Annotated in this window: 11 protein-coding genes; 7 read left to right on the top strand and 4 right to left on the bottom strand. The window is 38.6% G+C overall.

The window, feature by feature from the left end; all coding sequences use genetic code 11:
* Nucleotides 1–25 precede the first annotated feature (25 nt).
* Complete coding sequence (locus tag PL9214_RS06505) at nucleotides 26–1,249, top strand: glycosyltransferase family 4 protein (protein WP_072717993.1); 1,224 nt, start codon at nucleotides 26–28, stop codon at nucleotides 1,247–1,249.
* A 211-nt stretch (nucleotides 1,250–1,460) separates the two neighbouring features.
* Here the strand turns inward: PL9214_RS06505 and PL9214_RS06500 are convergent, their stop codons facing one another.
* Together PL9214_RS06500 and PL9214_RS06495 are read right to left on the bottom strand one after the other, a co-directional pair.
* Nucleotides 1,461–2,372, bottom strand: a complete 912-nt coding sequence (locus PL9214_RS06500) for a Bpu10I family restriction endonuclease (RefSeq protein WP_072717992.1) — start codon at nucleotides 2,370–2,372, stop codon at nucleotides 1,461–1,463.
* Nucleotides 2,373–2,398: 26 nt separating this feature from the next.
* A complete protein-coding gene (locus PL9214_RS06495) occupies nucleotides 2,399–3,643 on the bottom strand; it encodes a DNA methyltransferase (RefSeq protein ID WP_072717991.1) in 1,245 nt (414 codons plus the stop codon).
* A gap of 265 nt (nucleotides 3,644–3,908) precedes the next feature.
* On the opposite strand from PL9214_RS06495, the gene PL9214_RS06490 reads away from it, so the two are divergent.
* The 3 genes from PL9214_RS06490 (at nucleotide 3,909) to PL9214_RS06480 (ending at nucleotide 7,915) form a co-directional block, all read left to right on the top strand.
* Nucleotides 3,909–5,207: an MFS transporter gene (locus PL9214_RS06490; protein WP_072717990.1), complete on the top strand. Its 1,299-nt coding sequence runs from the start codon at nucleotides 3,909–3,911 to the stop codon at nucleotides 5,205–5,207.
* 165 nt (nucleotides 5,208–5,372) lie between these two features.
* Nucleotides 5,373–6,545 (top strand): hormogonium polysaccharide biosynthesis glycosyltransferase HpsP, encoded by a 1,173-nt coding sequence (hpsP, locus tag PL9214_RS06485; protein WP_072717989.1) that lies wholly within the window; start codon nucleotides 5,373–5,375, stop codon nucleotides 6,543–6,545.
* Nucleotides 6,546–6,847: 302 nt separating this feature from the next.
* Entirely contained in the window at nucleotides 6,848–7,915 is a 1,068-nt protein-coding gene (locus tag PL9214_RS06480) for a Gfo/Idh/MocA family protein (protein WP_072718688.1), read from the top strand.
* Between the two features lie 26 nt (nucleotides 7,916–7,941).
* Here PL9214_RS06480 and PL9214_RS06475 read toward each other — a convergent pair whose 3' ends face one another.
* Both PL9214_RS06475 and PL9214_RS06470 read right to left on the bottom strand, forming a co-directional pair.
* Nucleotides 7,942–8,880 (bottom strand): SGNH/GDSL hydrolase family protein, encoded by a 939-nt coding sequence (locus tag PL9214_RS06475; protein WP_072717988.1) that lies wholly within the window; start codon nucleotides 8,878–8,880, stop codon nucleotides 7,942–7,944.
* A 46-nt stretch (nucleotides 8,881–8,926) separates the two neighbouring features.
* Nucleotides 8,927–10,192, bottom strand: coding sequence for an RNA-guided endonuclease InsQ/TnpB family protein (locus PL9214_RS06470; RefSeq protein WP_072717987.1), 1,266 nt, complete (start codon nucleotides 10,190–10,192; stop codon nucleotides 8,927–8,929).
* 271 nt (nucleotides 10,193–10,463) lie between these two features.
* Here PL9214_RS06470 and btpA point away from each other — a divergent pair, with 271 nt between their 5' ends.
* The 3 genes from btpA to PL9214_RS06455 all read left to right on the top strand — a co-directional run bounded on the left by btpA (nucleotide 10,464) and on the right by PL9214_RS06455 (nucleotide 14,823).
* Entirely contained in the window at nucleotides 10,464–11,327 is an 864-nt protein-coding gene (gene btpA / locus PL9214_RS06465) for a photosystem I biogenesis protein BtpA (RefSeq protein ID WP_072717986.1), read from the top strand.
* 96 nt (nucleotides 11,328–11,423) lie between these two features.
* Nucleotides 11,424–12,344 carry a vitamin K epoxide reductase family protein gene (locus PL9214_RS06460; RefSeq protein WP_072717985.1) on the top strand — a complete coding sequence of 307 codons (921 nt, stop codon included), beginning with the start codon at nucleotides 11,424–11,426 and terminating at the stop codon, nucleotides 12,342–12,344.
* A 316-nt stretch (nucleotides 12,345–12,660) separates the two neighbouring features.
* The gene (locus PL9214_RS06455) at nucleotides 12,661–14,823 is read left to right on the top strand and encodes a CHASE2 domain-containing protein (RefSeq protein WP_072717984.1); all 2,163 of its coding nucleotides are present in this window, start codon (nucleotides 12,661–12,663) and stop codon (nucleotides 14,821–14,823) included.
* Nucleotides 14,824–14,887: the final 64 nt, after the last annotated feature.

The following is a 14,887-nucleotide window of genomic DNA, read 5'->3' as shown; positions in this document are numbered from 1 at the left end:
TTTGATTAAACCCAGTACAGTTTAAATGAAAATTGCAATTATTTCCTCTGGTTTTCTTCCGGTTATTGATGGTGTTACAGTCAGTGCCATGATGCGACTACAACGGTTAAGTCAGTGGGGACATGAAGTGTTATTTTTCTGTCCCGACTATAGCACCATTGAAAGCATTTACCCCAATTGGCGAGAGTATACGGGAAATATTTTACCGGGTGTGCGGGTTTGTAATATACCCAGTACATCGTTTTTAGGAATTGATTTTGAGCGTAATCCTTCAATTCAATCCTATTCGATTGTCTTAAAAGAATTAGAACAATTTCAGCCTGATATTATCCATGTTGATGAACCTGAACGGCTATTCTTTGGATTTTTTAGACGGGCTGGAATTGATTATGCTAAAAAAGCTAAAATTCCTTGTATTGCCTTTTTTAGAACTTGGTTTCTATCCTACGCAGAAGATTATATTCCTTTACCTAAATTTGCCGTTGAAATTATCCAAGAAATTTTCAGACGCATTTTTGCTTGGATTTATAATAGTTATGATATCACTTTATTTACCAGCAAAATCACCTATAAAATTGCTCCCCAAATGGGAATTAAAAATGCGGTTTATTCCAATTTAGCGGGATTTGAGGCTGAACGGTTTGACCTGAATTTAAAAGAAGATAACTTTTTTGGAAAATATTATAATTTACCCGAATTAGACCCTTTAACCAAATTAGTGTTTGTTGGTCGTTTAACGCCGGATAAGGGTTGGAGTTTTACGTTAAAAGCGATGGCAAAACTAGCAAAACAAATCGATTTAGAAAAGGTCGGTTTTATTATTGTTGGGGATGGACAAATGAAAGATGAAATTATCAACGGTTTAGCAAAGTATACCCGCCATGTTTACTTCCTCGGTCGAGTTCCTTATGACCAAGTTCCAGCAGTTTATGCCAATAGCGATATTCATATTACTACATCTGAGCGAGAATCGAGGGGATTAACCGTATTAGAAGCATTTGCGTCCGGTATTCCCGTGTTAGTTCCCCGTGCGGGTGGGTTGGTTGAGAACGTTCAAGACGGAGAAAATGGATTAATCTATACGCCTCAAGATCCAGAAGATTTTACTCAAAAATTAAAACAATTAATTGATGATCCGATATTAAGAAAAACAATGGGACAGCAAGGATTAAAATCCGTCGGGAATTATAGTTGGGATCGAGTTATTAAAAATTTAGTGGAGATTTGGGAACAAAACGTGATGAAGTAAATCAGATAATATCCTGATTCATTAAAGTTGTAATTTCCCATTTTTTGATGTTTTTTATAAATTTAATTAAATATAGCAATCCTATTTGAGTTGTATCCAAAATTTCTGCTCAAAAGGGAACAGGGAACAAGGGTAATACTTCTAGCTGTTTCATATCAGTTTTAAATTATCACAACCTATTTGGGATTGCTATAAATTTAATTGAGATTATTTAAAAATGTCCTCTTTTTAAAATTTTATCAATTTCTGGTGCTGTATCATCAATTAAAATCTGAATTTTATTAATCATTCTTTGAAATACATCAGGATAATATTTTGAAGAGTCCAGAAAATCTGCATAGGATTGGCGATATCTCTTTCGAGATTCTGGTGTTTTATATTGCTGACGAATATTAGCAGGTAAACGCTTATTTTTTCTTACAATTAATACATCATCAATCTGTGTTGAAATAATAGAAACAGGCATCATATCTAAAAATTCACAGACTAAAAAATACAAAGAAGCAGGAACAGCTATTTTTAAATCTCTGCTAGTAGCCACTGCTTCTTGAAACATCGTTTTATCTAAATTAGTTTTACATTCAGCACAAACATACCCTAAATGAGATTCAAGCAGCTTATAGTTGTGAAATCCACTATCAAAAGCAGTTTTTAAATATAATTTTTTTCCTAAAACAAAATCTTGGTTTTTCGTTCTTAAACTCGGTTCACCTCCCTGACCTATATTTCCCAAAGAAGACAAAAAACTTAACCCAGAAAAAGTATTTCTAGGCCCTATTTCAAAGGATTCATCAATTCCCTGTAAACTTCTGTATATCAATTGAGGAAGAAATTCTTCAAGAATTGTATTATCCAATTTTAGTTGTCCCTTTTGACGATATAGAAAATTGTCAGAACTATCAAAGATTAAATCCAATTCAATAAAACGCTGATAGCGATTAGTTTCCTCCACTAATTTTTCTACCGTATCTGCTTGACCTGGTGTTACAGATTCTAAGGCTTTTATCCATTGTTGATATTGTTTTAGAGATTCTTGAACTCCTTCCAAATCAGCAGGAGGTAATTGAGGATTATTCAAACAAGCTTTCAGTTTATCATAATGAGGAGTTGGGAATTTAATCATAGGTCTATTATCATTTCGAGGATTTATTAATACCAATAGGGAGATGAGTTCACATCAGGAAGTTTATTAATTGCCTCTTGGAGAAAAAATTTATTTTTTTCTGAAACCACCTCTAATCCTTGACTGAGTGCTTTTTTCGCAACCTGTCTAGCAATTGTATCCCAGTTTTGAACCGATAAATAAACTTTTTTATTAATAAGATGTAATAAATCTTCTCGGATGATTTGACCAAACTTATTTTTAAATTTACGCTTTTGAGTAAGTACCTGTTCAAAAACTCCAGACTGTTTAACTAATTCAATAATAATTTCTGAGTTATAAAAAGGAACACCTAAAACCGTTGATTGATAACCAACTACAAAAATAATCCGTGTTTCCTTTTGGCAAATTCTTTGAAGTTCTTGAAGAACAGCGACTAAATCCAAACAATATTGAATGACTGTCAAAAATCGATTTCCTCGGTTAGCTCGATTTGAACCAATTTCAGACTTTGCAATTTTCAGTAAGTTCCATCCTAATAATTCTACAGAATTTCGATAATTTTGATGATAATTAAAAACATTGATGTAGGGAGGAGAGGTGATCACAAAATTTATTTGATCCTCTTCTAATGGAATTTGACGTGCATCCCCTAAAAAACTGATAATTTTTTCTTCAGAGTAAGGCATATCTCGAATTAATTCATACAGTTTAGAAGAGGTTTTGTAAATCTTTTCTCTCATTAAATTACTCTTGTCTGAGATATCTAATAGAATGACTAAGGTATCTACAATAATGCTCTCCTCTCCTTCTAAGTTTTCATAAAGAAATTTTATTTTTTTTTCAAACTTGTCTATTGGTATGGGTTGATAATATTGGCTCTCAAAAAAGCTAGATATTGAAAATAGATTCTCTAATTTTTGATTGATCGAGGCAATAATCTTTTCTCGTTCCTCTCGTTTTAAATTAATTAGTTGATAGGTTCTGCTTAAAATCCAAGCTGCTGGATTAAGTTCAAAACCTAATGCTTTTAAGCCTAAACATCCTGCTGTATATAGAACAGTTCCACTGCCTATAAATGGATCAAAAATAATAGCGTTTTTCGGCGTATAGGCAAGCATGATATTTTCAATTAACTGAGGGGAAAACTGCCCTCTCCAACAAAATAAGTTGGATCTATTTTTATCTTCAATATCCAGAAGTTTTTGAGGTAAACCTATGTTAAAATCTTTTACATCTTGACTTAAAAATAGTTTTCTAAGCTGATTAACCAAGAATAATGTATTGGGCATATCAATAAGTTATTAAAGTATAAAATATAACTCAAAAATAAGTCATACTCATTAATTAAAAATCTGGATTGATATAACAATTAAATAATCTGATAATAGTGGTTTGCGCCTCTTTCTAAATAGATCACTTTAATTAAAACCTAGCTGATTTGATTTCAATATACCAGAATGAACAAGCCAAAAGCTAGATACAGATTGACAAACTGTGTTTACAATACTTAATATAAGCAAGCGATTACAGATGAAACTGCGGGACAAAGAGCGTATGCCAACTTTTTTGCTGGTTTGGTTGGGACAAATTGTTTCTCTATTTGGTTCCAGCTTAACAGAATTTGCCTTGGGGGTTTGGGTTTATCAAACCACAGGTTCCATTACCCAGTTTGCCCTAATTTCCGTTTTTATTCATCTGCCAAACCTGTTAATTTCCCCCCTCGCAGGGGCGGTAGTAGACCGTTTTAGTCGTCGAGGGGCAATGATCCTCAACGATATTATTTCGGTCATCGGAACATTAATTTTGATGGGGTTGGTATTTTCTCAGCGTTTAGAAGTTTGGCATATTTACGTTGCTGTGTCCGTTAGTTCCATTTGCGGTGCGTTCCAATGGCCCGCTTATATGGCTTCAATTCCTCAACTTGTTCCTATGAATGAGTTGAGTCGGGCTAATGGCATGGTTCAAGTTTCTAGGGCGATCGCTAAAATTTCTGGCCCAACAATTGCTGGAATTTTAGTTAGCAGTATTGGCATCGGTTCAATTTTAATCATTGATTCAGGAACCTTTATTTTTGGGTTCATAATACTATTATTAGTTCGTTTTCCCAAAGTAGAGCATTCAATTTCTCAACGACAACCGTTCAACTTTCAACAACTGTGGAAAGAAACCCGTTCTGCCTGGAATTATATTCTAATCCGTCCGGGGTTAAGAAAATTATTAAGCTTTTTTGCAATAACTTACTTTACAGAAGGAATGCTTGCTATTTTATTCTGGCCGTTAGTATTAAGTTTTGCCACGAGTAAAGATTTAGGATTAATTCTATCTATTAGCGGTTGCGGAATGCTCCTCGGAAGCATTGCTGTTAGTGTTTGGGGTGGCCCCAAAAACCGCATGAAAGCAATTTTATGGTTAGTGGGTTTACAGGGTTTATGCCTGTGTTTAGGAGGGTTTAAACCTTCAGTTATTTTGGCAGGAATTGGAGGGTTTGGCTATTTATTTGCTCGTCCTTTTATTGTCAGTAGTAATCATACCATTTGGCAATCTAAAGTTCCCTTTGAATTACAAGGACGCATCTTTTCATTACAAAGTGTTGTTGAGCGATCGCTTTTAATTTTATCTCATATCAGCGTTGGGCCTTTAGCAGATCGCGTTTTAGAACCGATGATGGAACCCGATGGACTGTTAGCCGATACTATTGGCAAAATTATCGGAGTGGGTGCAGGACGAGGAATTGGGTTATTATTTATGTTAATTGGCATTCTCAATATTATGGCAGCCCTCATCGCCTATCGAATGCCTCGGTTACGAAGAGTAGAAAAAGAAATTCCCGATGCGATCGCAATCATCAGTTAAGCGTAGGGTGTTCCATCAACGCGCACGCACCAAAAACCCCCCCAAACCAACAGAAACCCATAAAAATCCTAAACATTAATAGAGTTAAAATGTAGCGTGCGTAGGGGCGGGGTTCTCCCGCCCAAGCGGATGCACCAAAAATCAACCCTCAACCCACACCCACCGATGAAGATTTTACAAATTATTCCTTCAATTTCTTTAGTTTATGGTGGCCCTAGTCAAATGGTACGGGGTCTTTCTGCTGCATTAGCTAAACTGGGAGTTGATGTCACCGTTTTAACCACAAATGTAAACGGAGATAGCGGTCAAGCACCCTTAGATGTTCCCTTAGATCAACCCGTCAATGAAAATGGCTATCAAGTTCGCTATTTTCCCTGTTCTCCCTTTCGTCGATATAAATTTTCTTTAGATTTATTAACCTGGTTAAAAACACACGCTTCCGAATATGATTTAGCCCATATTCATGCCTTATTTTCTCCCATCAGTTCAGCAGCAGCGACGGTTGCTCGTTCTCAAAAATTACCGTATATTTTACGACCATTAGGAACCTTAGATCCGGCTGATTTAAACAAGAAAAAACAGTTAAAAAAACTATATGCAGCAATATTAGAACGTCCTAATATTGCGGGAGCGTCTGCTATCCATTTTACCAGTCATGAAGAAGCCAGAATCTCTGAACGCTTTGGAGTCAAAACCAACGATTTAATCATTCCATTAGGAGTAACATTACCCCAATTAACCCAAACGCCTCAAGCCATTTTATCCCATTTAAAAATCAAGCCCAATGTTCCGATTATTTTATTTTTATCTCGAATTGAACCCAAGAAAGGACTGGATATTTTAATTCCCGCTTTAGAAAAAGTTTTAGCAAGCGGATTAGACTTTCAGTTTATTTTAGCAGGTTCTAATCCTCAAGATCCTGAATATGAAACTAAAATTAAACAACAAATTCAACAATCTTCTTTAGCCCCAAAAACGATTATTCCAGGGTTTGTTACAGGAGAAAATAAAACTGCATTATTAACAATAGCCGATTTATTTGTATTACCTTCTTATTATGAAAATTTTGGCATTGCAGTAGCTGAAGCCATGGCAGTTGGAACTCCGGTGGTCATTTCTAAAGGAATTTATATTTGGGAAGATGTAGAAGAAGCCGAAGCAGGTTGGGTAGGAAATGGAACCATTGATGAGATCTCAATTTTAATTGCAACCGCATTAACGAACCCTCAAGAGTGTCAACGCAGGGGTTTAAATGCTCAAAATTATGCTTTAAATCATTATCGTTGGGATGCGATCGCTCAACAAATGATTCAAGCATATCAAAGAATCAGGAGATAGGGGTAATTAAACATTAAAAACAAACTTGTTATTATTCCTCATTTTATCACTTTAAGGAAAAAGCCTGATTTTCCGTAGGCTGAAACGGCGTAATTTCAAGCCTATACCCCGAAATGGCTAAAGACAGTCACAGCTTACGAACTCTTCTTTCAACCCTTAACCATCAACCCCCAACAAATACCTATTTAAAATTTCTTTACAAAACCGAAGGCTGTGATAGTATCTGGATGGATTTACATCCAGAGAATAGCCACTCGGCTAGAATTTCTGGAGTGGAAGAGAATCGAGGAGTGCAAAATAGGATGCCCGTCGGATATTCGACTGCTATAACTGGGAGACATCATCCTGACCCTATCCGAGTTGGTGTGATTGGGGTCGGTAATATGGGCCAGCATCATACCCGTGTCTTGAGTATGCTCAAAGACGTGGAACTTGTTGGAGTTGCTGATGTTAATGTTGAACGAGGACTTGATACTGCAAGCAAGTACCGCGTTCGATTTTTTGAAGATTATCGAGATCTTTTGGCTTTGGTAGATGCCGTGTGTATTGCGGTTCCAACTCGCTTACACTATCCTGTGGGGATGGCTTGCTTACAAGCAGGGGTTCATGTTTTGATTGAAAAACCCATTGCTGCGAGTATTAGCGAAGCGGAATTATTAGTGAATGCGGCGGCGGATTATCAACGGATTTTACAAGTCGGTCATATTGAACGGTTTAATCCGGCTTTTCAAGAATTCAGTAAAGTCTTAAAAACGGAAGAAGTTTTAGCCTTAGAAGCGCGTCGCATGAGTCCCTATTCTAACCGAGCCAATGATGTTTCGGTGGTTTTAGACTTAATGATTCATGATATTGATTTAATGTTGGATTTGGTGAACGCTTCCGTTGTTAAATTAACAGCTAGTGGCAGCCGCGCTTCCGACTCTGGCTATTTAGATTATGTCACAGCTACCCTGGGTTTTTCAAATGGCGTTGTCGCTACTTTAATTAGTAGTAAAGTCACCCACCGCAAATTACGTTCTATTGTTGCCCATTGCAAAAATTCTTTAACAGAAGCTGATTTTCTCAATAATGAAATTTTAATTCATCGGCAAACAACTGCGAATTATATCACGGATTATGGTCAAGTTCTTTATCGTCAAGATGGATTAATTGAAAAAGTTTATACCAGTAATATTGAACCCCTACACGCAGAATTAGAACATTTTGTGAGTTGTGTTCGGGGTGGAAATCAACCTTCCGTTGGCGGAGAGCAAGCTTTAAAAGCGTTACGTTTAGCCAGTTTAATTGAACAAATGGCTTTAGATGGTAAAGCTTGGAATTTAGCAGAAACCGAATCAGTTATCAGTCATCAGTTATCAGTCATCAGTTAAGAGTTAAGAGTTAATAACTGATTCTTTCACTGAGAACTGTTAACTGTTAACTGATAACTGATAATTTCACTAACGAATTGATTGCCTGAAGGACTGAGGTGGATATGATCTCGATACAAACTTTGGGGTTGTGCAGTTTCTTTAAATAACGGTAAAAAATCCATATAAATCCAATTTTTATCTTGGATTAACTGTTTAAATCGTTGACGAGCTTTAATTTCATAATCCCGTGACCCTGGTTCTCCAACTTCTCGTAATAACGGTGTCATAGCTAATATAAAATTAGCGTGATTTTGAGTCGCGATCGCCTGAATTTTTTGGATTTTCTCTAAATTATAGGCGACAGGATCAGAGGGTTGAGGTTGTTTAGCTGGAGGAATAGGTTCAGACCGTTTTAAATAGCGGTTAAACACTTCCACTAACGCTAAAGGCGGTTTTGTATGGGGATAGTTGCGATCACGTCCTACAACCCCAGAATTTGGGGGCTGAGTAAATAAATCATCGCTATTGAGCAACAAAACAATCACCTCTGACCCAAAGGTTCCAAACCGTTGTAAATAGGCGAGTTGATTCGGTGGCCCCCAGGAATTGGCAGCGATATTCAAAACTTCCCAATTGTCCCGGTTTCCCATCCGGGCTTGCAGTTGTTGGCGAATCAACGCCGACAGGGTTTGAGATTGGTCTGTCCACCATCCCCCATTCACTAAGGAGTCCCCCAAGAGTAGAACTCGCCGGGTTTCCGGGGAAGGGATGGGAGTAATCGCGGCACTTCGCATCGAATACTGATTAATTTCAATGCGGTTGCCATAACGACGGGTTTGTTGATTCGGGGCCAATAAATAACCAATTTCCGTATCCGCTAAGTAAAGCACCGGAGAACCGAACCCAAAACCAATCCGTAGACTGATCTCAACTAAAATTAAAATCCCAAACAGAACGCTCAACAGAACTAGGGCAATTTTCACCCCTCTACCTCCACACTTTAACGTTGACACACTCCGCCGTTAACCGCTACACAGTGTAACGGGGGATTCTTAAACTCACATTTAAGATTTCCTGCTTCACAGATTCTTGACTAGGTATTACTACCCCCGTCAGACCATCTCCACAGGCATTTTCTGATCCGATATGCCCTACCGTATTTTCTATCCCACGATTTCTGATCACCTGTGCTGCTGCTACATCTCGATGGGTTTTGTAACCACATTCAGGACAATGGTGTTCTCTAACATCAAGAGTCTTTTTGCCTGTATGTAAACCACAATTCGGGCAGATTTGAGAAGTGTAATTTTTGTCAACTTCTGCGACAAATACATCTCGTTTCCACCCGACCCATTTGAGAATCGTTACAAATTGTCCAAAACCAGCATCCAGACAATGTTTAGACAGCATCCCTCGTCCCCATGACCGAAAATCAATCTCTTCAATAAAGATTGATTGAGCTTGGTCACAAAGGTGATGAGCTAATTTAAAATGCCAATCCTTACGAGTCTCAGAAATCTGTTGATGTAATCTAGCTATCTTTTGATTTAACTTGTGGCGATTATTAGATCCTTTTTGCTTATTTTTTAATCTACGTTGTAGCAATTTCAGCTTACGGTGTAGTTGATTTAAGAATCGGGGTCTTTTCACAAATTCCCCATCAGAAGTCGCTAGAAATTTATCTAAGCCTAAGTCAATACCTAATGGATGTCCGTGAAACGGAACATCAGGGATATTAACATCTAATTGCATTGAAAGCATCAGAAAATAACCCGATGCTTTCCTGACAATTCGGGCTTGTTTGATTTCAAAGCCTTCGGGTATTTCCCTAGACTTTCTCAACTTTACCCATCCCAATTGAGGTAACTTAATTAGATTACCTTTAAAACAATCTTTAAGCATTTGAGGATAGACATAAGAGCGCATCCTGTATCTATTTTTGAAGCGGGGAAAACCTAATCCTTGAGATTGCATATCCGCAAAAGCTCGGTCTAAAGTTCTTAAAACCTGTTGCAAGACTTGAGCATTTACTGATTTAAGTATTTCATTAGTTTTTTTAGCTTCTGTTAATGCTTTAGCCTGATTGTGATAATTAGGGTAGGGAGTATCAGCCGGGATAATATATTCCGTTAAGAGTGAACAAGCATTAACTGGTGATTTTCGAGAAGCTAACCAATCTTTACGTTCTCTCAGTGCATAATTCCAAACAGAACGGCAAAGGTTTAAGGTATGTTCTATTAGCTCAATTTGCTGCTCATCTGGTATTAGCTTGTATTCGTAAGTTAAAGTTAGCATTTGTTCGACCTTGTGTTAATGCTTTGCTTAAGTTAACATAATCTACACAAACCATCAAGTTATGTAAACTGTATTTCTTGTGTCCGGGTTTTATTTTTGTCTCGCGCAATTGATCTCCCATTAACCCGAAGGGTGTAGCGGGAGTCCTCTTGCTCGGTTTAAGATAGAATTCTAAAATGTACTGTCTTTATTCATTTTGAGACTCACCATCCTCTGCTTGTACTCTGCATAGAGGTAAAGCTGCAAAATTTTGGGGGTCATAGGTAAATCTGTGGACTTAGATCAAATCTTTAAAACTCCAAATCCTATCATCGGTGTTGTACACCTGTTGCCTTTACCGACCTCTCCCCGTTGGGGAGGGAATCTCAAAACGGTCATTGACCGGGCTGAACAGGAAGCAACGGCTCTCGCTTCAGGCGGGGTCAATGGCATTATCGTTGAAAATTTTTTTGATGCCCCCTTTGCCAAAGATCAAGTTGACCCGGCCGTTGTCAGTGCCATGACCTTAATTGTGCAGCGAATTATGAACTTAGTAACGCTGCCGATTGGGATTAACGTCCTGCGGAATGATGCTCAAAGCTCCTTAGCGATTGCAGCCTGTGCAGGTGCTCAGTTTATCCGCGTGAATGTATTGAACGGGGTCATGGCGACAGATCAAGGCATTATTGAAGGTCACGCCCATAAGCTTTTACGCTATCGGCGAGAATTAGGCTGCGATGTCAAAATCTTAGCGGATGTTTTAGTTAAACATGGTCGCCCTTTAGGATCTCCTAACTTAACTACGGCTGTCCAAGAAACCATTGAACGGGCCTTAGCTGATGGGGTGATTCTTTCGGGTTGGTCTACCGGAAGTCCCCCCAGTTTAGAAGACTTAGAACTCGCTAGTGCTGCTGCGATGGGAACCCCAGTTTTTATTGGCAGTGGTGCAAGTTGGGAAAATGTGGGAACCCTAATGCAAGCAGCCGATGGCGTAATTGTGTCCAGTTCTCTGAAACGCCATGGACGCATTCATCAACCCATTGATCCGAGTCGAGTCAGTCAGTTTGTTGAAACCACTCGGCGCAGTTTAGAGGCTCATGCTTCCTCTTCCCCTTGGACGAAAGACAGCCCAACACCAGTCATCAGTAATCAGTAAGATCATAGGGTAGACGTGTCTGGGTACGTCTGTATTACCGATCACGGATTAGCTCTTACACTGATTACTGATGACTGACAACTGATAACTGAATTTATGCGCGGACGTTCTACTCCTTGGATTCATCTTTGGTCACGCAGGATTATTGCGGTTATTGCAATTGTGGGTGTGATCGAAAATATTTATTTAACCGCAATTAAGCTGATGGGAGGGACGGCGGTTTGTCCCACTTCCGGTTGTAATGAAGTGCTCAATAGTCCTTATGCAACTGTCTTGGGTTTACCCCTAACCTTGTTTGGACTTGTAGCTTATACAACTGTTCTGCTTCTAGCCCTTGCTCCTCTCAGCGTCAACCCGGTCACTCAAAAATCCCGTCGCCAGAAGTTGGAAACTCAGACCGGGTTTGGGCTATTCCTCGTCACCACCGCAATGGTGTGTTTTAGCAGTTACTTAATGTATCTGCTCTTTTTTAAAATTCAAGCGATTTGTCCCTACTGTATTGCTTCAGCCCTTTTCTGTGTCAGTCTATTTGTTCTAAACCTAATTGGCCAGACCTGGGAGGATGTGGGTCAGCTTTGGTTATCCGGTTTGGGGGTCGCCATGATTACAGGAATTGTAGCCCTAGGTTTATACAATAGTGTTAATGTTGCCAATCTCCCTGCTTCTGCGGATGAGAGTCAAGGAAAAGTCGGGTTAGCCATTACGACGACATCAGGGCCCGCAGAAATTGCCTTAGCTCGTCACTTAACCCAAATCGGCGCGAAGGAGTATGGAGCTTATTGGTGTCCCCACTGTTATGATCAAAAGCAACTATTTGGCAAGGAAGCGTTTGCTATCATTAATTATGTGGAATGTGATGCTAACGGTAAAAATCCTCAAACCCAACTTTGCCAAGAAGTGGGGATTAAAGGGTTCCCAACGTGGGAAATTAAAGGGGAATTTTACCCCGGAATTCAACCGTTAAGAAAATTAGCTGAATTATCAAATTATCAGGGACAACAAAACTTTAAGTTTTGATCAAGATTAAGCATCGAGTTGGGTAGGTTGTTAATCGGGATCTGGCAGACCAGGGATAGATTTCAAAACCTATCCCTATCTAAAATATTGATAACGGTTGATCACTTAAAACTTGTGGGACGAATTCGTTCTGTGTCTTTTCTACATCGCATCTTCTTAGACGGAGGCGTTAGGTTAATGTTGATTCACCAGATGAAGTCAACATCTAACAGACTCCCAGGTTTAATTTTAGTTTTAATTGTAAATAGATTACCCTGAAATTGGGGTGAATGGGCATTAACTTTAATACAATACAGAAACAGGATGGTTTCATTAGATGTTGAAGAGATTTAAGGGTTCTCGTCGTCAAGTTGTCCCGGCTCTAAAACGGTGGTTATCTCATGAAGGTCGAGTCTTAGCCACTTCTTCTAGTGTGGCAGGAGTTGTGCTTCTGATTCGATTTTTAGGCGTATTACAACCCTCAGAATGGGCTCTGTTTGATCAATATTTTCGTTGGCGTCCCCTAGAACCTGTTGATGAGCGAATTGTCATTATTGGCATTGATGAACAAGATTTACAAAAATATGGATTTCCCACTTCTGATGGGATTCTTGCTCAACTTTTAGAAAAAGTTAATGCAGCTAAACCCAGAGCTATTGGTTTAGATATTTATCGAGATTTACCCATCGAACCCGGACAAGCAGAATTAGAAAAAGCTTTTAAAACAATTCCTAATTTAATTGGAATTGAATTATTAGAAACTGACCGAAAAGATGGAGTTCGCCCTCCTGAAATTTTAAAAGATAAAAAAGAAATTGGTTTTAATAATTTAGCACGAGATGCTGATGGGAAAGTCCGAAGAGGTTTATTATATAGTGATACTGAAGATGGACAAACTCACACCAGTTTTGCGTTGAAGTTGGCTTTAATTTATCTCAAATATCAAGGCATTAAAGAAGAGTCTTATTCTCCAGACTCTAATGAGTTAAAACTAAAAAATACGGTATTTAATCGGTTTAAACCTAACGATGGCTCTTACATCAGAGCTAATGATAGAGGTTATCAATTTTTAGTCAACCTCCGAGGGCCATCGGGAACTTTTCCCAGTATTCCCATGCGAGATATTTTAGAAAATCGTGTCTCTCCTGATGTGATTAAAAATCGGATTGTAATTATTGGTTCTAAGGCGGCTAGTATTAAAGATTTTGAATTAACGTCCTATAGTGATGGGGTTTTTAAAGCCTCCGCACCCATTTATGGGGTAGAATTGCAAGCTCAATTAATTAGTCAAATTATCAGTTCTGTTTTAGACGGTCGAACGTTAATTAAAGTTTGGCCGGAACCGTTAGAATGGCTGTGGATTTTCGGGTGGTCTTGGGTGGGTGCAGCCTTAAGTTGGAAATTGCAATCCCCTCGTCGTTCTGTGGGTTTAATTATTTTAATGACTATCGGGATAACGGGAGCTACTTACCTGGCTTTTCTAGGGGGTTGGTGGATTCCTGTGATTCCTGCTAATCTAGCTTTAGTGGGGTCTGCGGGGGTGATTATTGCCCATTTTGCTCATTTACAAGGACAGTTAAAACGCTCTACGGAATTTTTACAAAGTATTATTAATACGATTCCTGACCCCATTTTTGTTAAGAATAAAGATCATGAAAAGCTGGTCTTGAATCAAGCTTATTGTAAATTTGTGGGTTATCCTTTAAATGTATTAATGGAGAAAAGTGATGAAGAACTTTTTCCCAAATATGAAGCAGAACTCTTCCGCCAACAAGATGAACTGGCATTTCATACCACTTGGGAACAGGAAAATGAAGAACAATTAACCGATGCTCACGGTATTACTCATTATATTGCGACGAAGCGATCGCTACACCGAGATGCGGCAGGAAATTTATTTTTAGTGGGGGTGATTCGGGATATTACAGAACGCAAATTGTTAGAAGATAATTTAAAACAAATTGCCGCCGAACTAAAGCGCTCAAATGCTGAACTGCGAGTTTCCGCCGAACATGACCCTTTAACGGGACTTCCCAACCGTACCTTATTTAATGAACGCTTAAGCCAATCCTTAGAATGGGCCGAAAGTCAAAATCGTTTGGTAGCACTGTTATTTTTGGACTTAAACGACTTTAAGGATGTCAACGATAATCAGGGACATCATATTGGAGACTTACTGCTCAAAACCGTTGCGAACCGACTCAAAGGGTGTTTACGGGGAAGTGATACCGTCTCCCGTTTAGGAGGAGATGAGTTTACTGTTATTCTTCCTGGAATTCCCAGTAAGTCTGATGCGGCGAGAGTCGCCCAAAAAATCCTTGATACGATTACTCAAGAAACTGTCTTAGAAGGACATCATCTCTCCATTACCACCAGTATAGGGATTAGTTTTTATCCAACGGATACTCAAGATCTCGAAACCCTGATTAAGTTAGCAGATACTGCCATGTATCGAGCCAAGAGCAGTGGAAAAAATTTGTATGAGTTTGCGAATCTCTAAGCTAACTCCAACTGTATATCTACAGAGAATTTCCCTGACGGTTTTATGTTAAATTATAAAAATA

Origin of the sequence: Planktothrix tepida PCC 9214, from assembly GCF_900009145.1 — a bacterium.
Lineage (GTDB): Bacteria > Cyanobacteriota > Cyanobacteriia > Cyanobacteriales > Microcoleaceae > Planktothrix > Planktothrix tepida.
The sequence above is the reverse complement of the archived record's forward strand: the minus strand, read 5'-3'. Positions and strand labels throughout refer to the sequence as shown.